At 66.5% G+C, this 19,137-nt stretch carries 20 protein-coding genes and 1 pseudogene; 12 read left to right on the top strand and 9 right to left on the bottom strand.

Annotated features, from left to right (window positions below; genetic code table 11):
* Positions 1 to 111: pseudogene (locus OCW50_RS12010) on the bottom strand (IS5/IS1182 family transposase); the annotation flags it as partial.
* Between the two features lie 132 nt (positions 112 to 243).
* Between OCW50_RS12010 and OCW50_RS12005 the strand changes: the two are divergent.
* Positions 244 to 699: a hypothetical protein gene (locus OCW50_RS12005; RefSeq protein ID WP_262297665.1), complete on the top strand. Its 456-nt coding sequence runs from the start codon at positions 244 to 246 to the stop codon at positions 697 to 699.
* Positions 700 to 733: 34 nt separating this feature from the next.
* On the opposite strand, the gene OCW50_RS12000 is transcribed toward OCW50_RS12005, so the two are convergent.
* A complete protein-coding gene (locus OCW50_RS12000) occupies positions 734 to 1,957 on the bottom strand; it encodes a peptidoglycan-binding protein (RefSeq protein WP_262297664.1) in 1,224 nt (407 codons plus the stop codon).
* A gap of 303 nt (positions 1,958 to 2,260) precedes the next feature.
* Between OCW50_RS12000 and OCW50_RS11995 the strand changes: the two genes are divergently transcribed.
* The 3 genes from OCW50_RS11995 (at position 2,261) to OCW50_RS11985 (ending at position 5,551) form a co-directional block, all read left to right on the top strand.
* Complete coding sequence (locus tag OCW50_RS11995; RefSeq protein WP_262297663.1) at positions 2,261 to 3,031, top strand: Tll0287-like and HAMP domain-containing protein; 771 nt, start codon at positions 2,261 to 2,263, stop codon at positions 3,029 to 3,031.
* A gap of 62 nt (positions 3,032 to 3,093) precedes the next feature.
* The gene (locus tag OCW50_RS11990; protein WP_262272839.1) at positions 3,094 to 4,515 is read left to right on the top strand and encodes a serine/threonine-protein kinase; all 1,422 of its coding nucleotides are present in this window, start codon (positions 3,094 to 3,096) and stop codon (positions 4,513 to 4,515) included.
* 25 nt (positions 4,516 to 4,540) lie between these two features.
* Positions 4,541 to 5,551 (top strand): adenylate/guanylate cyclase domain-containing protein, encoded by a 1,011-nt coding sequence (locus tag OCW50_RS11985; protein WP_262272840.1) that lies wholly within the window; start codon positions 4,541 to 4,543, stop codon positions 5,549 to 5,551.
* Positions 5,552 to 5,557: 6 nt separating this feature from the next.
* Here the strand turns inward: OCW50_RS11985 and OCW50_RS11980 are convergent, their stop codons facing one another.
* Positions 5,558 to 6,283, bottom strand: a complete 726-nt coding sequence (locus tag OCW50_RS11980) for a Crp/Fnr family transcriptional regulator (protein WP_262297662.1) — start codon at positions 6,281 to 6,283, stop codon at positions 5,558 to 5,560.
* A gap of 219 nt (positions 6,284 to 6,502) precedes the next feature.
* On the opposite strand from OCW50_RS11980, the gene OCW50_RS11975 reads away from it, so the two are divergent.
* The 4 genes from OCW50_RS11975 (at position 6,503) to OCW50_RS11960 (ending at position 12,231) form a co-directional block, all read left to right on the top strand.
* On the top strand, positions 6,503 to 8,425 hold the full coding sequence (locus OCW50_RS11975) for a type I secretion system permease/ATPase (RefSeq protein WP_262297661.1): 1,923 nt from the start codon (positions 6,503 to 6,505) through the stop codon (positions 8,423 to 8,425).
* Positions 8,426 to 8,605: 180 nt separating this feature from the next.
* Positions 8,606 to 10,030 carry an HlyD family type I secretion periplasmic adaptor subunit gene (locus OCW50_RS11970; RefSeq protein ID WP_262297660.1) on the top strand — a complete coding sequence of 475 codons (1,425 nt, stop codon included), beginning with the start codon at positions 8,606 to 8,608 and terminating at the stop codon, positions 10,028 to 10,030.
* Between the two features lie 205 nt (positions 10,031 to 10,235).
* Positions 10,236 to 11,300, top strand: a complete 1,065-nt coding sequence (locus tag OCW50_RS11965; RefSeq protein WP_262272844.1) for a patatin-like phospholipase family protein — start codon at positions 10,236 to 10,238, stop codon at positions 11,298 to 11,300.
* 334 nt (positions 11,301 to 11,634) lie between these two features.
* Complete coding sequence (locus OCW50_RS11960) at positions 11,635 to 12,231, top strand: transglutaminase-like cysteine peptidase (protein ID WP_262297659.1); 597 nt, start codon at positions 11,635 to 11,637, stop codon at positions 12,229 to 12,231.
* A 91-nt stretch (positions 12,232 to 12,322) separates the two neighbouring features.
* On the opposite strand, the gene OCW50_RS11955 is transcribed toward OCW50_RS11960, so the two are convergent.
* The 3 genes from OCW50_RS11955 to OCW50_RS11945 form a co-directional block, all read right to left on the bottom strand.
* The gene (locus OCW50_RS11955) at positions 12,323 to 13,033 is read right to left on the bottom strand and encodes a Crp/Fnr family transcriptional regulator (RefSeq protein ID WP_262272846.1); all 711 of its coding nucleotides are present in this window, start codon (positions 13,031 to 13,033) and stop codon (positions 12,323 to 12,325) included.
* A gap of 726 nt (positions 13,034 to 13,759) precedes the next feature.
* Positions 13,760 to 13,939, bottom strand: coding sequence for a hypothetical protein (locus tag OCW50_RS11950; protein WP_262297658.1), 180 nt, complete (start codon positions 13,937 to 13,939; stop codon positions 13,760 to 13,762).
* Between the two features lie 38 nt (positions 13,940 to 13,977).
* A complete protein-coding gene (locus OCW50_RS11945; protein ID WP_173946552.1) occupies positions 13,978 to 14,130 on the bottom strand; it encodes a hypothetical protein in 153 nt (50 codons plus the stop codon).
* 56 nt (positions 14,131 to 14,186) lie between these two features.
* On the opposite strand from OCW50_RS11945, the gene OCW50_RS11940 reads away from it, so the two are divergent.
* Positions 14,187 to 14,483 (top strand): DUF6894 family protein, encoded by a 297-nt coding sequence (locus OCW50_RS11940; protein ID WP_262272848.1) that lies wholly within the window; start codon positions 14,187 to 14,189, stop codon positions 14,481 to 14,483.
* Positions 14,484 to 14,680: 197 nt separating this feature from the next.
* Here OCW50_RS11940 and OCW50_RS11935 read toward each other — a convergent pair whose 3' ends face one another.
* Complete coding sequence (locus tag OCW50_RS11935; RefSeq protein WP_262272849.1) at positions 14,681 to 14,854, bottom strand: hypothetical protein; 174 nt, start codon at positions 14,852 to 14,854, stop codon at positions 14,681 to 14,683.
* A gap of 432 nt (positions 14,855 to 15,286) precedes the next feature.
* Positions 15,287 to 15,466, bottom strand: a complete 180-nt coding sequence (locus OCW50_RS11930) for a hypothetical protein (RefSeq protein WP_262297657.1) — start codon at positions 15,464 to 15,466, stop codon at positions 15,287 to 15,289.
* Positions 15,467 to 15,702: 236 nt separating this feature from the next.
* On the opposite strand from OCW50_RS11930, the gene OCW50_RS11925 reads away from it, so the two are divergent.
* Positions 15,703 to 15,852 carry a hypothetical protein gene (locus OCW50_RS11925; RefSeq protein WP_262272851.1) on the top strand — a complete coding sequence of 50 codons (150 nt, stop codon included), beginning with the start codon at positions 15,703 to 15,705 and terminating at the stop codon, positions 15,850 to 15,852.
* A 600-nt stretch (positions 15,853 to 16,452) separates the two neighbouring features.
* Here the strand turns inward: OCW50_RS11925 and OCW50_RS11920 are convergent.
* Complete coding sequence (locus OCW50_RS11920) at positions 16,453 to 16,608, bottom strand: hypothetical protein (protein WP_262272852.1); 156 nt, start codon at positions 16,606 to 16,608, stop codon at positions 16,453 to 16,455.
* 468 nt (positions 16,609 to 17,076) lie between these two features.
* Here OCW50_RS11920 and OCW50_RS11915 point away from each other — a divergent pair, with 468 nt between their 5' ends.
* Both OCW50_RS11915 and OCW50_RS11910 read left to right on the top strand, forming a co-directional pair.
* Positions 17,077 to 17,931, top strand: a complete 855-nt coding sequence (locus OCW50_RS11915; protein WP_262297656.1) for an alpha/beta fold hydrolase — start codon at positions 17,077 to 17,079, stop codon at positions 17,929 to 17,931.
* The gene (locus tag OCW50_RS11910; RefSeq protein WP_262297655.1) at positions 17,928 to 18,926 is read left to right on the top strand and encodes an ornithine cyclodeaminase family protein; all 999 of its coding nucleotides are present in this window, start codon (positions 17,928 to 17,930) and stop codon (positions 18,924 to 18,926) included. Before OCW50_RS11915 ends, OCW50_RS11910 begins: the two co-directional genes overlap by 4 nt.
* Positions 18,927 to 19,137 lie beyond the last annotated feature (211 nt).

Below are 19,137 nucleotides of genomic sequence, written 5' to 3'. Positions count from 1 at the left end.
CATCCGATTGTCCCGGCCCGTCGAGCCTTTCTGATCCGGGCGCCCGATGATCAGCGGCGCAATCCGCTCCCACTGAGCATCGCTCAGCACCAAACGATCCAACACGCCCAAGACCGCCTCCCAAAAACAGTCTTGAATCACGTCCTGACGCAAAAGGGAATCCTAAGAGTCCACAGAGCCTAGCGGACAGGTGGTCGATCCGGGGGCCGCGTGGTACATTGACCCCTTGCAGGGGATCGACCGATGACCAAGACCGTCACATCCCTCTTCCACAGCGAACATCACGCGACCGCAGCGGCGAACCGCCTGAAGCAGGCGGGCATTCCGGCCGACGACCTGGACATCTGGACCACGCCGCACAATCTCGCCCCCCTCCTGGAGGATCTCGGGGTGTCCCGTGCCGACGCCCACGCATACGCCGAGGGCGTGGTCCGCGGCGGCACCGTGGTGATCGTGCGGTGCGCAGCGCCGGAGGTCGGAAAGGTGGTGGAGATCCTGGATCAGGAAGGCGTGCTCGATCTCGACGAGCAGCAGGCGGAGTGGCGGACTGAAGGGTGGGAAGCCGCGGGACCGGCGGGCGATGCCGCCCGGCCGCCGGACGCGGTTCCGGCCGCGGCGGAGACCGAACGGGCGGTCGAGGTCATCCGTGGCCGGATCCGGGTTCAATCCCGCCGGGCGGAGCGCCCCGGGCGGGAATAGCCGGGCCTGCGATCAGCCCTCTGGGTCCGAGGCTCTACTGCATCTCCTTCGGCAGAAGCGCGTCGTACTGCTCGGGGGTCAGGTAACCCGTCACGGAGGCGTTGCGGCTCTTCTGGTATCCCATGATCGCCTCGCGGGTCAGAGGTCCCATGATGGCGTCGATCGGGCCCGTGTAGAGGCCCAGGTCCCGCAGCCGCTGCTGGATCAGGCGGCGCTGCCTCTGCCCGAGCTGCGGGTCCTCCACGGAGGGAGCGACAGATGCGTGGCGCAATCCTTCGGCCTGGGCGGCCGCGATCTGCGCCTCCGCCTCGACACGCTTCGCCTCCTGCTTGGCCTTCTCGGCGTCCGCCTGCGCCCGCTCCACGTCGGCCTGAGCCTTCTTGGCGTCGGCTTGCGCCTTCATCACCTCGGCCTGAGCCCGTTCGGCCCTCAACTGCTCGTCGCGGGCCCGCGACTCCGCCTGTTCCCGCGCGCGGCGCTCCGCCTCGAGCCGGCCTTCGATATCCTCCGACTTCTGGAGCACGGGCACGGCCTGGGGAGACGTCGAGGCGACCGTTTGCGGGGCCGGCGCGGGAGCCGCAGCGGGCTTCGCGAGATTGACCTCCTGCACCTGCCCGAACACCGCCCCCAGGTTGCCGCTCGACGCGACCTTGACGGCTTCGCTGAGCGACGGGCTCGGCTGTTGAAGCAGCTTCGCCAGGGCGTCTGCGGCCTGCTCGCCGGCCGCGTCGATGCGCGAGACCGGGATGCGCGCGGAGCTGGAGAAGGCCGTGACGGCGTTCTTCGGAATCTCGCTGGTGAATTGAGGCCTCGCGTCCAGCCCCTCGATGGCATTCTCGAAGGTCGGCGACGTCATGAAGAAGAACACGCCGCCCGTCTGCGCCCGCGCCGCGATCTGCGCCATGTTGGTGGTCGAGAGCGCGCGGGACAACAGGTCGGCCGCCCGTCCGATTTCGGTGTTGGTCGCCAGGAAGAAGGTCTGGCCGCTCCAGGCGATGCCGTGGCCGATCAGAACGATGAGGGCCAGATCGGCCCCCTCCGCCTTGGCCGCGAAGTCCCGCAGGCTGGCACGGGCCGTGGCATTGGTCGGATTGGGGCTGACGATCACGTCGAAGCCCCTGGCCTTGAGCGCCTCGGCGATTTCGGCGCCGCGCTTCGTCCCGATGCTGGACTTGGGAAGCTTCTGATAATCCTCCGCCGTCAGGACGAGACCGACCCTTCCGGAGGCATGGGCCGTCACGACGCTCGCGAGCAGCAAGGAAAACGCAAGGACAACGATCCCTAGAAAGAGTATCGGGTGCGACCGATCAAGGTCTCCCGATGTGCTTTGGCGCACAGGGGAACGGCCCGCAAATCCACCCACAAGACCGAAATGCATGGCACGTCTCCAAGACTTGCACTATCATGAAATCCGGTAGTTGTAACGCAAACTAACCTCACGAGCCGTTGGAGATCTCCCGTGGGACTACGGCTGAAATTCAATATCATTCTCGCCGTTTGCTATCTGCTTGGGCTCAGCCTGTCGATTTATCCATTCTATCAAATTTCCCGACAGGAAGCCATGGACCAGCTCCAGTCGCAGATCGACGTTCTGCGAGCTCAGGCGCTGTCGGTGCGCCGCTATACGTCGGAAGAGATCCAGCCCCTGCTCGCCGAACACTCGAGCGTCCAGTTCCTGCCGCAGACGATCCCGTCGTTCTCGGCCCAGACGGCATTCCGCAACTTCCGAAACTTCTATCCGCAGTTCTTCTACAAGGAGGCCGCGCTCAACCCGACCAACCCGGCCGATCTCGCGCGGGACTGGGAGCGGGAGGTGATCGAGAAGCTGCGGGCCAATCCCGAGCTGACCAAGGACATCAGCTACCAGACGATCAACAATCGCTCCCATTACACGGCAACCTATCCTCTGGTGATCAAGGACGAGTCGTGTCTGACCTGCCACTCGACCCCGGACCGCGCCCCGACGTCCATGGTTGCCCTTTACGGCAGCAAGAACGGCTTCGGCTGGAAGCTCAACGAAACGATCGGAGCGCAGATCATCTCCGTGCCCATGGACATCGCCGAAGGAGCGATCTGGCGGAACCTGCTGCTGTTCGTCGGCACGTCGAGCGTCATCTTCCTGGTCCTGCTGGTGCTGCTCAACGTCCTGCTGAACCGCTACGTGATCAGCCCGGTGACCCGCATGGCCAAGACGGCGGAGGCCGTGAGCATGGGCGACGCGTCGGTCGCCGAGTTCGAATATCCGGGGTCCGACGAGATCGCATCCCTGTCGCGCTCCTTCAACCGGATGCGCAGGAGCCTGGATAGCGCATTGAAAATGCTTGAAAAGTGAGCAACCGGATTGATACCTGGCCCGACAGAACCAGATTACCGCTCGTCATGGAATTGCATCCGATGACCGCAGACAAGGATCTGAGGACAGGCGGCAGCCAAGGCGGCACCAGCGGCATGCCCGCCCGGGTCGGCAAGTATCGCCTCGACCACGTCATCGGCCGCGGGGCCATCGGCGTTGTCTACAAGGGCTATGACGAGCAAATCGATCGCCCGCTGGCGATCAAGACCCTTCGTCCCGAGATCCTGGAGAACCTGAGCGAGAACGACGAACTGCTCCGCCGCTTCGCCACCGAGGCGCGCTCCGCCGCGCGGTGCCTGCATCCCAACATCGTGACGGTCTTCGACTTCGTGGAGCAGGATGGCGCGCCCTACATCATCATGGAATACGTCAACGCCGGCACGCTGGAGAACGTGATCCGCCGGGGGACGCTGCTGCCGATCCGCCAGGTTGGCGAGATCATGGCGCAGCTGCTGTTCGCCCTCGGCTACGCTCATTCGAAGGGCGTCATCCACCGGGACGTGAAACCGGCCAACATCCTCTGCCCTTCGGCTGCCTCGATCAAGGTGTCCGATTTCGGCGTCGCCCACGTGGATGCGCTCGACCTCACCAAGCCCGGCGGCATCCCCATCGGCACGCCCAACTACATGGCGCCCGAGCGGTTTCTCGGGCGCCCGGCCGACATTCGCGCGGATCTCTTCTCCGCCGGGGTCATCCTGTTCCAGATGCTGACGGGCGCGAAGCCCTTCGTGGCCGCGGATCTGCCCGAGCTGATGCGCAAGCTGATGAACGATCCGCCGCCGGAGATCAGGACCTATCGGCCGGAGCTCTGGCCCGAGATCGACGTGGTCGTCCAGAGGGCTCTGGCCCGCAACCCGGAGGATCGGTTCCAGACGGCGGACGAGTTCGTCGTCTCGCTCAACGCATCGATCGAGATGCGCCCGAGCGCCGACCTCCCGCCCCTCGACCTCACCGAACTCTCCCACATGCCGGGAAAGGAGCAGGCCGCGCCGGCCAAGGAGCGGCTCAACCAGACGATGGCGGAGGTCCTGACCCCGACGACGCTCGATGCGCTCGGGCGCTCGCTCGCCAGCTCGCTCGGCCCGATCGGACATCTCCTGGTCAGGCAGGCCTCGCACGAGACCATGGATGTCGACACGTTCCTCGACCTGCTCGTCGAGAAGATCAAGACCGAGGCCGAGGCGACGACCTTCCGAAAGGCGGCCCAGCAGGTGCTGCGCGACGACAAGGGCTTCAAGATCGCCCAGATGGAAGCCGTGATCTCACAGACCGAGATCCGGGCCGTGTCGGACGCGCTTCTGCCGCTCATCGGCCCGGTCGCGCCCACTCTCGTCGCCCGCCAGGCGGAAAAGGCGGTCGGCCGGGACGACTTCTATCGCCGGCTTTCGGACTTCATTCCCAACGAGCGGGATCGGACGCGGTTTCTCGAGATCCGTGGTAAAATCGGCGAGACCAAGAAGTGACATGTAGGCACCCGATGAAGGCGTGATGGACGATCCGGCTCCCGATGCACCGCAGCCTCAAGGCAAACGAGTTCGACGTCTGCGAGCGGTCTTCGCGGCCGACATGGCCAATTTCGGCGGCCTGGTATCCGTCGACGAGACCAACACCCTCGACGCCCTGTGGGCGACGCGGCGCATCGCCCGGGAAGAGCTCGCGGCGCATGGCGGGTGGCTCTTCGGGATGCCGGGAGACGGGATCTTCGCCCTGTTCGAGAGTGCGGTCGACGCGGTTCGCTGCGCGCTCGATACCCAGGCGCGTCTCGCCGCCATGACGAAGCTCGATGCGGTCCGCATGCGGATCGGCATCCATCTCGGCGACGTCCTGTTCCAGGACGATCTCCCCTTCGGCGAGACCCTGGTGATCGCGGCCCGGCTGGAAAGCCTGGCGGATCCCGGCGGCATCCTCGTATCGGCCGCCGTCATGGAAGCCGTGGCTCCGCGCATCTCGGCGACCTTCGGCGAGCGCGGAGTGTTCGACCTCAAGCACAGCCCGCGCAGGATCACGACGTTCAGCGTCGGCATGCCGCCGTCATCGGACGACATGAATGCGACCCTCAGCCTGATCGAGCCGCTCGATCGGACCGTGCTGTCGGTGGCATCCGCGCGGGTCGAAGAGGCGGTGACGGCACCCTCGCCTCCGGCCGTTTGCCTGGAGCCGCCGGCCCTTTCGCTTCCGAAGGCCGCCCCTCTGGTCGTCCCGGCCGGCCGTGCGTCCTCCGACCCTGGGCCGCCCGCCGTCGCCCCGGAGCCGGACGTCCCGGCGGCCCAGCCGGCTCCCATGGACCCGGCGGCCGCTCAGGACTGTCTGGCCGAGCTGGCCCGTGCCCTCACGGTCTATCTCGGCCCCGTTGCCGGCCTGCTCGTCCGGCGGCATGCGGCAGAGCTGGCGGATCCGGCCAAGCTCGTCGACGATCTTGCCCGCGAGATCCCCGCCCGGGACGAGCGTCTTCAGTTCATCACCCGCGCCCAGCAGATCGTGGCGCGGCGACGGCATTGACGCCTCCTACTCGCCGAACTCGGCGATTTCGTCGATCCTCTCGAGATCGTGGACGATCAACCCGCCCCGGTCCTGGCTCAGCAGGCGCTCCTCGGACCATCGGTTCAGAAGCTTGTTCAAACCCTCCCGCGACATGGCCGTCCATTGAGCCATCTCGCTCTGGGTGAGCTTGAGAACGACCTCGATGCCTCCGGTCGTCGCCTTCCCGTGGTCCCGCGCGAGATGCCCGAGAATGCGTGCGAGACGCTGCGGCGCCTGGCGCAGGGTGGCGTCCTCCATCCGGGCGCTGGTCCATCTGAGCCGGCCGCACAACAGGTCGATCACATTGCGCACCAGCTGCGGATCCCGGTCCAGCGCGTCGTAGAAGGTTCGCCGGGCGATGCTCGTCAGTCTCGTGCGCAGCATCGCGGAGGCGCCCGCCGTCCGCACGCCGCCGTCGAGCATGCCGATCTCTCCGAAGACGGCGCCGCTGGTCAGGACGTTGAGGGTGACTTCGGCGCCGGCGGCCGAGACCGTCCAGATCCGGACGCGGCCCTCGGCGATCACGTAGAGCGCGTCGGAGGTGTCACCCACGTTGAACAGCAACTCGCCCTTCTCCAGCGTCCGGTTCTGAGCCCTGCGGGCGATCTGGTCGACCGTCGCCGGGTCGATGGCCTTGAAGATGTCGAGGGCTTCGAGATGGGCCGACTTGTCGGCGCCGGTCGCCGGCTTGGGCGGTTGCACGTCTGCCATGACCGAATTCCCACGGTGTGGAGCACGAGGCCTGCCAGCATAGCGTTCGACGGGCCGGGGGCAAAGGCGCCCCGACGGCCGCGATGACCGGACCTTTGTGACCCCCGTCACAGTGCTCGGCGCGAAGCCGGCCCATGATCATCCCGCAGACACCCTCCCGGTTGCCCGTCTCATGGCGTGCGGAGGGTCGCAACAGGGATGCCCGCGATGAGGAATGGAATGAAGACCAGCGCCGAAGTCCAACTCCGGACGGCTCTTCGCACGCTCAAGAAGCCGCTGATCGGGATCAGCGTCATCAGCTGTCTCGGAAACGTCCTGATGCTGACCGGCCCCATCTTCATGATGCTCGTCTACAACAAGGTCCTGTCGAGCAAGAGCCTCCCGACGCTGGCGGCCCTCTCCCTGCTCGCTCTGCTGCTCTACGCCTTCTACGGCCTCCTGGAGGCGCTGCGCGGCAAGCTCATGGCCCGGGTCGGCATCACCTTCGATCACCGGCTGGCGCCCACGCTGTTCGAGGCGACGCTGAAACTGCCGCTCCATTTCGGCCCGCATGCCCGCAATCACGATCCGCTCCAGGATCTCGCCGCCATCCGCAACTATCTCATGGGGCCCGGACCGGTCGCGCTTCTCGACCTGCCCTGGATGCCGATCTATTTCGCCATCCTGTTCCTGGTGAGTCCGATCCTCTTCCTCGCCGCCGGAGCCGGCGCTCTGTTTCTGGTCATTCTCAGCATGGTCAACGAGCTCGTCACCAAGGGCAGGGTCAAGTCGGCCAACCAGGTGCACGCGGCCACCATGACCCTTCTGCTGGACGCGAGGCGCAACTCGGAAGCGGCCGCCGCCATGAGCATGGGAGACGACCTGTGCAAGCGCTGGGGCAGCGGCTACGTGAACTCGATCTCCCATGCCCGCGACCTCGCCGACCACGCCAGCGTGTTCGGGGCGATCTCCAAGACGGTCCGGCTCGTCCTGCAATCCGCCATGCTGGCGCTCGGAGCCTTCCTGGTCATCGAGGCGAAGATGTCGCCCGGCGCCATGATCGCCTGCTCGGTCATCCTCGCCCGGGCTCTCACCCCCATCGATCAGGTCATCGGCAACTGGCGCAGCACCTCGGCCGCGTGGCAGGCCTTGCGCCGCCTGAGGGCGCTGACCTCCAAGCTTCCCCAGGCGACCAAGCAGCAGCACGGCATGCCGCGGCCGCGCCACACCCTGTCGGTGCGGGATGTCGCGATCGTTCCTCCGGGCGGGACCATCGCGACCGTGTCGGGCGTTTCGTTCGAGATCGAAGCCGGCGACGCCCTCGGGATCATCGGCCCCAGCGGATGCGGCAAGTCCACCCTCGTTCGCGCCCTGGTCGGCGCGTGGCCGACGGCTCGGGGAGACGTCCGCTTCGACAACGCCCTGATCGGCCAGTACTCGCCCGATGCGCTGGCGGACGCGATCGGCCACCTGCCCCAGAGCATCGAGCTGTTCGATGGAACGATCGCGGAAAACATCGCCCGCTTCCGGAAGGACGCGACCGTTGATCAGGTGATCGAGGCGGCCCGCATGGCCGGCGTGCACGACATGATCCTGGCGTTCCCGAAGGGATACGACACTCCGGTGGGCGAAGGCGGCGCCATCCTGTCGGGCGGTCAGCGCCAGCGCATCGGGCTTGCCCGGGCCCTGTTCGGCAATCCTTTCATCGTCGTGCTCGACGAGCCCAACTCCAATCTCGACCCGCTCGGAGAGCAGTCCCTGAACGATGCCATTCAGCAGATGCGCCAGGCCGGCAAGATCGTCGTCATCGTGGCCCACCGGCCGAGCGCCATCTTCGCGGCGAACAAGATCCTGTCGGTCCGCAACGGTCGCGCCGAGATGTTCGGCCCGAAGGAGCAGGTCCTGGCGGCCCTGTTCCCGCGCATCGGGCAGCCGCACAAGCCCGCCCAGGCGATGGGTCCGCAGCCGGTCGGCGCCCCGTCGGCCGTCGCGACGGCGCAGCCGGGCGCAGCTCCCTCCAGCCCCGGCGCCGCGTTGGCCTCTCAGGACACGCTCGGCCCGGCGTCGGCGGAACCGGCGGACGGAGACGCCGTCCCGGCGACCGCGACCGTCACCAGCCTGGATGCGACCCGGACCCAGCGGGCGAGCGGCCAGGCGAGCTAGCGCATCGTGCGGACCCGGAGGGCCACGTGAGTGAAAAGTCGGCCCGGTTGTCCGCTCCGAACGATGCGCCGGTCAAGCGAGGGAGCCTCGGATGAATCCCGAAAGCGGTTCCCGCTTTTGCGTCCGATGCTCTGGCGAATGTGAACTGCGCCACAGCATCGGCGCGCCCGGCATGCCAACGTGATCGTGGACCAGGCGCCGATCCGTCGCGACCGGCGCGGGATCCTGACAAAGGATGTGCCGGTCGCCCAGCCGACGACGGCAGCCCACCCGATGGAGCGCACCATGACCGAGTTCGAAACAGACCTTGCGGCCAATTCCACCTCCATGCGCCGGCTCATGCGCTGGTTCATCCTGAGTTCCTTCGTGGTCTTCTTCGGGATCGGCGGCTGGGCGGTCGCCGCCAAGGTCGACAGCGCGGTCGTCACCTCGGGCACATTCGCCGTCCAGTCCAGCGCCCAGGCGGTTCAGCACCTCGAGGGCGGAGTCATCGGGGCGATCCTCGTCAAGGGGGGAGAGCTCGTGCAGGAGGGGCAGGTGCTCGTCCGGCTCGATGCCGCGAAGGTGACGGCCGATGCGAGCATCCTCGAGCGCAAGCTGATCGACCTCACGGCCCAGAAGGCACGCCTCGAGGCCGAGCAGCTGGACCGCACGACGATCGCGCGGCCGGCGCTCTCGCTGCCCTCCAGGCAGGCTGAGACCGCCTTGAAGGCGGCGCTTGCGGCGGAGGAAAGCCTGATGAACGAACGGCGCTTCACGCGCGTGAGCCAGCTTTCGCAGCAGCAGGAGCGAAAGCACCAGGTCGAGAGGCAGATCGACGGGTTCAACGAGAGGTTCCGCGCCCTCAAGGAGGAGCTCGCCCAGGTGACCGCCGAGCTGGCCGACCAGCGCATGCTCGACAGCAAAGGGCTGATCCGGCGCCCGGTGCTGCGTCAGACGGAGCGCGAGGTGAGCCGCTTGAAGGGCGAGATGGGCGATATCGAGGCCCGGATCGCGGGCGCCGGGTCCCAGCTCACCGAGATCCAGTACAAGATCGCCGAGCTCACGCAGAATGCCCGCTCGGAGGTCCTGAGGCAGCTTCAGACCGTCACGGCCAGCCTGGCCGAGACCGAGGAGCAGCTCGCCGCCGCCCGGGACCGGCTTCAGCGGCTCGACATCCGGGCGCCGCGCACGGGTCTGGTTCACGAGCTCATGGTGCATACGATCGGCGGGATCGTCGCCCCCGGGCAGAAGCTGATGTCGATCATCCCGAGCGCGGAGCCGCTGATCGTGAATGCGAAGATCCGCCCCGAGGAGGTCGATCAGGTGCATATCGACCAGCCGGCGACCATCCATATCAGCTCGTTCAAGCTCCCGACGCCGGTGGAACTCGAGGGGATGGTCACCAATGTCTCGCCGGACCAGGTCGTCAGCGGCGAATCCGGGCAGGCCTACTTCACCGTGAAGATCGCGATCGCCCCGGGAGAGCGGAGCAAGCTGGAGGGCAAGGAACTGACGCCCGGCCTGCCGGCCGAGGTGCTGATCCGCGGGGAGACGCGGCGCATCATCACCTACCTGACCCAGCCGCTCACGGACCGGCTCGCCGTCGCCTTCCGCGAGGAGTGAGCCGACAGGCCCATCCCGCGCCTCAGGCCGCCCGTGCAGCATCCTGTACGGGTGGCTGGCGCATCGTGCGGACCCAAAAGTGGGTCCACTTTTCACGTCCGATGCTCTAGCCGCCCGGCCGGGTCCGCGCTCTCGCCAGACAGGATCGACGTCATATAACATCCTCTTGATCGGAATGCTGAACGACCCCGACGCCGAGGCGACCATGAACAGGGCAGACGGCAGGACTTCCCGGAGGAGACGCTCAGCGCCGCGGCAGGAGGTCAAGCCGGTCAATCTCGCCCTTCAGGGGGGCGGCGCCCATGGCGCCTTCGCGTGGGGCGTGCTGGACCGTCTGCTGGAAGAAGACGCCATCGCGTTCGAGGGCATCAGCGCCACGAGCGCGGGAGCGGTGAATGCGGTGGTCTGCGCCCACGGGCTGATCAGCGGGGGGCGCGAGGGCGCCCGCCAGGCCCTCGGGGCGTTCTGGCGGCGGATCTCGCAGGCGGCTCTGTTCAGCCCCGTTCAACCATCCGCATTCGACCGTCTCACCGGAAGTCGCAGCCTTGAAGCATCGCCGGCCTTTCTGCTGTTTCACATGCTGACCCAGGTGGTCTCGCCCTACGAGCTCAACCCGTTCAACTACAATCCCCTGCTCGATATCCTCGAGCAGACGGTCGACTTCGAGCGCCTGCGATCGGATTCCCGGGTCAAGCTGTTCCTCTCGGCCACCAATGTTCGTTCAGGGAAGATCCGGGTTTTCGAGCACCATGAAATGAGCGCCCAGGTGGTGCTCGCGTCGACCTGCCTCCCCTTCATCTTTCAGGCCGTGAGGATCGACGACGAATATTACTGGGATGGGGGCTACATGGGGAATCCGGCGCTCTTTCCGCTGATCTATCAATGCGAGACATCCGACATCGTGGTGGTTCACATCAACCCGATCAGCCGGCCCACGGTCCCCAGGACGGCGGCCGAGATCCTCAACCGGATCAACGAGATCAGCTTCAACTCGTCGCTCATGAGGGAGGTTCGCGCGGTCGACTTCCTCAACAGGCTCGTGGAGGAAGGGCGGGTCCTGGCACCCGATATCAGGGAGGTGCGCCTGCATGCCGTCGAGGCCGACGACGTCATGCAGCACCTGGGCGCCGCCTCGAAGCTGAACGCGGATTGGAGCTTCCTCACCGATCTGCATGCGATCGGGCGCGAGAAGGCCGATGCGTGGCTGAAGACCGACTTCGCGAAGGTCGGCATCGAATCCTCCATCGACGTCTGCCACCGGTACCTTTGAGCGACGGCGTCGGGCGGGACAAGTGGACCCACGCTCGGGATCGGATCCGATGCTCACTTCCTTGAGCGGCGCATCGTTCGAGCGTGGCCCGCTTTCGTCCGTACGATGCCATCGGCGGTCTTCCGACCGGGATCACCGGGACCGGCCGGTGATGACGTGGGACGATGAGACACCCGGCTCGCGCCACCCTCCACACGTCATGGCCGGGCCGGAATTTGTGACCACATGCACAGAACGACCAAGCGGAACACGTCAGTCTGATCCCATGAGCAGTTCGGGCCAAGAGGAAGGGTCCTCCCCGGTCTGATCACCGGCATCTCCTGGGGAGATCGACATGGGTAGACGGATTTGGATCGTCCTGGCCTTGCTGCTGTCGGCGATGAGTTCGGGCAATGCGGGTCCCCACCTTTTCCGGGACGAGGCGGCGCCACCCCTGCCCGGCTGGGTCGCTTTCTGCAGCCGCCATGCGGAGGAATGCACCGTCGATCTGACCGAACCTGAATTTCTGCCGCTGACCGCGGAGCTTGCGGCCCTCCTGTCTTCGGTGAACCTGTCGGTGAACCGCTCCCTGATCCCGGTGACCGATCAGAACCATTGGGGCGTCGCCGACCTGTGGAGCTACCCGAGCGACGGTCTGGGCGACTGCGAGGACTACCAGCTCCTGAAGCGCAGGATGCTGGTGGAGGCCGGCCTTCCCCGTCGCGCCATGCGCATGACCGTCGTCATCGACGAGAACGGCGAGGGGCACGCGGTCCTGACCGTCCGCACGGATCGGGGTGACCTCATCCTGGACAACAAGACTGACGACGTGCTGGCCTGGTTCAGCACCCATTATCGCTACATCAAGCGCGAAAGCGCCGAGACAGCGGGCTGGGTCTACCTCACGCTCGAACAGGCCGGTACGTCGCTGACCTCGTCTTCCGACAGGTAGCCCTCGCCGCCTCCGCCCTCCCCGGGGGCGCCCGGCCGAGGATCGCCGAGGCCCGCGCATTCGGTCCGGCGCGGCCAAGCTCGACCGCGGATCATTCGGAATCCCGGTCGCGCTCGACGGCTTCCTGCTGAAGGCGTCGTAGGTCGATGATCTTCACGCGGGCCCGTCCGAGCTCGACAGCTCCGCTTCTCCGCCACTTCTGCAACTGCCGATTGACGGTTTCCCGACCTGCTCCGACGAGCACGCTGAGCTCCTCCTGCGTGATGTCGATCTCCTCGCCGAAATCCTCGGCCAGCTTCAGCAGACGCCGTGCCAACCGGGACCGAAGAGACAGAAGAGAGGCCTCTTCCAGGCGTTCGCTCGAAAACCGGACGCGCTCGCAGAGCAGTTCGATGATCCGCGTGGTGATTTCCGGTCGCCTCTTCAGCAGATCCTGGAAGTCGCTCCGCCGGATCATGAACAGCTCGACACTGCCCGACGCGACCGCATCGGCGCTCCTCGGGTGCCCGTCCAGGAGGGCGAGCTCGCCGAAGACGTCGCCCGGCCCGAGAATGTTGAGCGTGAATTGCCGGCCCGCATCGGTCGTCGTCGTGATGACGATCTGCCCGCGGCGGACGCCGTAGAGAGCGTCGCCCGGATCCCCCTTGAGAAACAAGGTTTCGCCGTCGTGCATCTTGCGGGACGTGCACAAGGCCGCGATCTGGGCGATTTCGTCCGGGCCGAGCGCGGAAAAGAACGAACTCACGGAGAGAGCCGAGAGAAACGGCAAGTCCTTCCGGATCTGTTCTCCATCGAGACGCACCTTCACGACTCCCCTGCACGAGTTCACCAACAGAGATCGCAACCTGCGACGGAAGCCAGGCAACTATAGATGAAAGAGGGAGAGTCTCAACAAGAGACAGGACGGTTCCCAACCGCAGGAGACCGGAAGGATGACGCCGGGCAGAGGACGCGCAGCCCGCGTCCCGCCCGATCCGCTCCGTTATGTTGTTTCGACATGTTTGCGCACGTGAGACGTGGACCCAGGTTTGGGAACGGCTCCGATGGCCACATCCTGAAGCAGCACATCGTCCGCACGATGCGCCCGGCGGTCTTCCGATCGCGCTCACCGGGACAAGCCCGGTGATGACGGGGAGAGGTGAAACGGGCCGGTGACGACACCCTCCCCACGACCCTCCCCACGACCCTCCCCACGTCAGGGCCGGCCTTGTGCCGGCCATCCCGATCGGAAGAGCGCCGCCCCTCAAACAATCGGGATCACCGGGACAAGCCCGGTGATGACGTGGTGGGTGATGTAAGCGAGTGATGACGTGGGAGAATGGTGAGAGCGGATGATGACACCCTCCCGGTCATGGCCGGCCTTGTGCCGGCCATCCCGATTGTCCCATGCTCCCATCTTGAAGCGGCGCAACGTTCGGGTCACGAGCGTGACCCGCTTTCGTCCGCACGATGCGCTAAGGTTTGGCTCCGGCGAGCTCCTGGAGGATCCGGCGGCGTGCCCGCCGCATGGCGGTGAGCTTGGACGGTTTCATGACAGGCTCCTGCCGGCGAACTGACGAGGGCGGATGACGATCGCGGGTTCGTCCCTCCGAACGGCGGGGCGGACCGGAACGGAAACGATCACCGGCTGATCGGTCCATCGATCCAGGACGATGAGAACCATGGCAATCTCCTTGTCGTGCGCTCCCATGGTGTCGGAGATGAGCATCGTGTTCTGTGACGGTGATCACACGGAAGAGGATCGGATCAGGCCGCGGGGGAAACCTGCAGACGGGTGAAGCGGGTCACATCGAGCATCTCTTTGCCGGACAGCACGACGGGCCGCGGAGCGCGGCCATTCACAGCAATGGCGTCGGCCACGAACAGGAGGGCGAGAAGGCAGAGGATGCGACGGGACATGATCGGACTCCATGTGAGGCCGACCATGCCACCTGGTCTTTCCGGGAACCGTGATCATGAGCACAGAAGACGGGTCCCGCCTGTGGGAGAGTGGAGGCATCGAGATGGAGGCTCACATGTTCTATCTGTACTTCCACTGCGCAGGCCCGGGCGAAATCCTGATCGATCGTCACGGAGCGGAGGTTCTCGACCTGATCGAGGCTCGCGACCGAGCCCTCTCCCTGGCGCGCGCCCTCGTCGAGAAAGCCTATGGCGCACGCGACTTCTCCGACTGGCACGTCTATGTCAGCGACGAGGACGACGACGAGATGCTGCTGATCCCGTTCTCGGACGTCATGCCGACCCTCCATTGAGCGATCCGCGGCAGTCGAGGCACGCGCGCTCCTCCCGGTGCCGACGGCCTCCTGCGCCTGCGCATGGCGGGCGTCGGACAAGCTTCCGTCCTGCGGCCCTCCACTGAGAAGAGCCGCCACTCCACAGACACCTAGCGCATCGTGCGGACCTCGCGGGCCGCGTCCGAGGCTTTAGCGGACATCGTCCGATCGACACCTCAGCTCTCGGAATAGCGTGACCGGCGGGCGCGCCAGTCCGCCAGCTCCGCGAAGTGACGCCATCTGCGCGCCAGCGAACGGAGCTCGACGCGAAGCTGCGCCTTCCGGTACGGATCGTCCGCGAGGCGCTCAGCCCTGGCGGCCTTATCCTGATAATGCTGTTTGAGGTTCATCTGTCCCGTCCCGCGGGATACGGGCGAACCGGCCTCGGGACCGATCCCCCGCACCACGCATCAATGTCTTTTCACACAGCTCGCCGGCTTGCCGGGAAGCGAAATGGTCACCTGCTGGCCGGATCGGGGGTCAAGAATGGTGATCGTCATGATGAACTCCTTCAGTTGAGATCATCATCGCGCGATCCCGCGCGATCTTCCGTGACAGACATCACACAGACCCTGATGTGACGCAGCGCACAGTTCGCCGGAGCGAGATCGGTTAGGGTGAAAGCCTTCCTCCCTGTCAACTGGGCGCCCTGTTCCAATATCGGGGCGCTTTTCTTTGTGCGCCGTGGAGACCGGCCGGCATGTCGGGCGGAGCGGCTAGCCCATCGTGCGGACCATGCTGCCCCGTGCGAGATGACGCGGCTCGCGATGGGTCGAGCGGAGCTATCGCTGCGCCGCCACGATGGACCGCCGCGCAAGCTCGCGCTCCTCGGCGTCGAAATACCGCTGAAGCCAGATATAGGCCTGTCGGATCAGAGCACGGCGCTGCGACGGGTCCATCGCCCGGCGGGACAACGCCATCGTGTCCATGTAGCGGGCCCAGTATCGTGTGCACCTGTCCATGCGCTCACTCCTGCCTGTAGAGGTTCAGTTGCCGACATGATGCCGTGAACGCCGCCGCCCATCTGTAACCCGCATCACAGAGGCTCGATGAGGGCGTAGAGGTGCGGTTGCCCGAACCTTGAACCACGTGCGCTCGAATGGAGAAAATGGCTTCCGGCCGTGGAATTGTGACGGCGGACACAGTCCTGCAGGGCGTTTCGGGATACCAATGGTCCATCCTGAACTGGGAGCTCATCATGAAGCGCAATCGGAAACCATTCGTGTCCATCCGGAAGAAAGACTGCAAGTCGGTCTTCGACTCGATCTATCTCCGGGAAGCCGTGTTCCGCAAGGTCGTGACGGCGGCCGACGTCAAAGCCGGCCTTCTGCCGAGGCGGACCGCTTGAGGAATCATGGTTCCCGGCCCGTATGAGCAGGGCCTGACCCATCAGGCTCTTCGACGAGCGCATCGTGCGGACGAAAGCGGGCCCCGCTCGCGGCCCTTCGGGTCCGCACTCGACGATGCGCCGCTTCAAGATGTGAGCATCGGACAGTCGGGATGGCCGGCGAGAGGCGGGTGATGACCGGCCGGCCATGACGTGGGAGGGGCCGCGCCCCTGCAATGGTCACCCGCCACGTCATCACCGGGCTTGTCCCGGTGATCTCGATACGAGAGGCGCCGCGCTTCAAACAATCGGGATGGCCGGCACAAGGCCGGCACTGACGTGTGGAGGGTGTCATCACCGGGCTTGTCCCGATGAACGCGATCGGAGGACCGCCGAGCGCATCCCGCGGACGAAAGCGCACCACGCTCGCGGCCCATCGGGTCCGCGCCGAACGATGCGCTCTTCAAAGAGTGAAGCATCGGATCCGATCCCAAAAGTGGACCCAGTTTTCACGTCCGATGCTCTCGCGCTGCTTCGCGCTCCTGGCCGGATCGAGGATGTCGGCTGTTTCCTCCCGACCGGCAACGCGCATGGCAACTCACGGAGAACACGGCGGGACGATCAGCTCACCCGCCTCCAGTAACCCTCGAACGGGATCGCGATGTCCCGGCGCTCTTCCGCCGAGAAGCGGGGGTAGTCGCTGCCCTGCGTCCAGCCGCCGTTTCCGCCGGGAACGAAATGCAGATACGCGAATACGATATGAGAGATGACCCACATGCCGACCTCCTGACTTGGCATCCATTCTAACCGGGAGGAACCGGGCGCTCTGAGACAAATGTCACACAGCGCGCAGAAACGTCCTGCGCGGCGGGTCGGCGCTCGGCGAAACCATTCATGACGTCGTGTGTGAAGCGGCTCACAGCCTCCGGGGAGCGGATCGCTAGAATGAACCTACTCGCGTGGTCCTCCCTCACCTCAACGCCTCGGCACCCGACCGAGGCGTTCTTTTTTGTGCCGGGGAATCCTCACGGATGGGCAAGCTGTTCCCGGATCGCGCCCCGTCCGAAGGGCAATGCGGAGTGAACCGTCGATTGTCGGTCTCCGGCACGGACGTCGAGATCCGGGACATCCCCGGCCGCAGGATCTCGAAGGATTTTCTGTGAACCCGGGACGTCATTTCTGCCATCGGGGACGGCAAAGGCCCGGTTTCGTGTACACTGCGCGGCACTTGGAGGCCTCGACCGCATGCCCAACCGCCTGATCGCGGACCGCGACCGCTTCGCGACGCTCCACCCTGAACGCCGGATCCTCATCCGCGGCCGGGATTGGGGATATGTGCAGGCCGGCGACAGGGGTCCCGCGCTGCTGCTCATCCCGGGCACGCTCGGCCGCGGCGACATCTTCTGGCAGCCCATCGAGGCCCTGAAGGACCGCGTCCGCATCGTCGCCGTGACCTACCCCGAAAGCGGCGGCGTGATCGAATGGGCGGAGGATCTCGCGGAGCTGTGCGGCCGGCTCGGGCTCGACCGGGCCACCGTGCTCGGCTCGTCCCTCGGCGGTTACGTGGCGCAGTATTTCGCCGCCGCCCATCCGCGCCTCGCGGAGCGCCTGATCGCCGCCAACACGCTTCATTCCGTCGCCGGGGTCGGGGACCGTCCGCCCTATTCCTCGGACCTCGACCATGCGCCGATCGCGGAGGTCCGCGCGGGGTTCGGTCGGGGCCTCGGCGCCTGGCGCGACAGCCATCCCGAGCAGGCGGAACTCGTCGACCTTCTGATGGCCGAGGTCGGCGGACGCATCCCCGAGCCGGAGCTGCGCACGCGGCTGAATGCGTTGAAGCGCGGGCCGGAACTGCCCCCGCTCGACCTGCCGCGCGACCGGATCGCGACGGTCGAGACCGCCGACGACCCGCTGATCCCTCCGCCCGTGCGCGACGCCGTGCGGGCCCGGCTGAACCCATCGGTCGCCTATCGCTTCGAGTGGGGCGGACATTTTCCCTATGTCGTGCGGCCGGACCTCTATGTCTCGCTGCTCGAGGAGCAACTCGGCCTGCCCGTGACGGGCCAGGGCTGGGGCGATGGAGAAAGGCGCGCACGATGATCGTCCTGTCCGACAGGGACGTCCGGTCCCTCCTGCCGATGGCCGAGGCCGTCGAGATCGTCGAGACGGCGATGATCGCCGTCTCGGCCGGGGCCGCCAACCTGCCGCTGCGGTCGGTGGTGGACGTGGGAGAGCCCAATAAGATGGGGGTCATGCCCGGCGCCCTGCTGCCGGGCCATGGCGGGATCGAAGCGTGTTTCGGCGTCAAGCTCGTGAGCCTGTTCCCCGGTAATCCGGACGCCGGATATTCGTCGCACCAGGGCGCGATCGTCCTGTTCGAGCCGGAGCACGGCTCGGCGGTCGCCATGATGAATGCCGGCCTCCTGACGGCGATCCGCACCGCCGCCGCGAGCGCCGTGGCGACGCGGGCGCTCGCCCGGCCGGATTGCGCCACGCTCGCGATGATCGGGGCGGGCGAGCAGGCCGAGCACCACCTGGAGGCCATGCTCGGCGTGCGGCCCTCGATCCGCCGGGTTCGGGTCGCCGGGCGCCGGCGCGAGAAGGCGGAGGCCTTCGCGTCCCATGCCGCGGAACGCCGCCCGGGCGTCGCGATCGAGGTCTTCGACGATGTCCGCTCGGCCGTCCGGAACGCCGACCTCGTCTGCACCGTCACGTCGTCGTCCGAGCCGGTCCTGATGGGTGAATGGATCGCACCGGGCGCCCATCTGAACGTGGTCGGCGCCTCGATCCCGTCGAAGCGCGAGATCGACGAGGAGATGGTGGCGCGCTCGCGGCTCTTCGTCGACTACCGGGCCTCCACCTTCGCCCAGGCCGGCGAGGTCATCCGGGCCATCGAGAGCGGCCGGATCGGGCGCGACCACGTCCTGGCCGAGATCGGCGAGGTTCTCGCCGGCAAGGCGGCGGGCCGCACGTCGGCCGACGACATCACGCTCTATCGCTCGCTCGGCATCGCCGCCCAGGACCTCGCCTGCGCGAGCCATTGCTGGCGCGAGGCGAGAGCCCGGGGCCTGGGCGTCGAGGCATCGCTCGATTGATCGCCAGCGCATCGTGCGGACGGGGCGCTCGCCCCCGGCTCCTCGCCGGCTCATACACCCCCCTCCACGTCATCACCGGCCTTGTGCCGGTGATCCCGCTTCCGAGAGGCGCCGCGCCTCACCGGATCGGGATGGCCGGCACAAGGCCGGCCATGACGTGGGGAGGGTGTCATCGACCGCTCACACCAATCCTCCACGTCATCACCAGGCT

It is taken from the genome of Microvirga sesbaniae (assembly GCF_025460805.1).
GTDB lineage: Bacteria > Pseudomonadota > Alphaproteobacteria > Rhizobiales > Beijerinckiaceae > Microvirga > Microvirga sesbaniae.
Note: the sequence above shows the minus strand (reverse complement) of the source record. Positions and strands in the feature narration are given on the sequence as shown.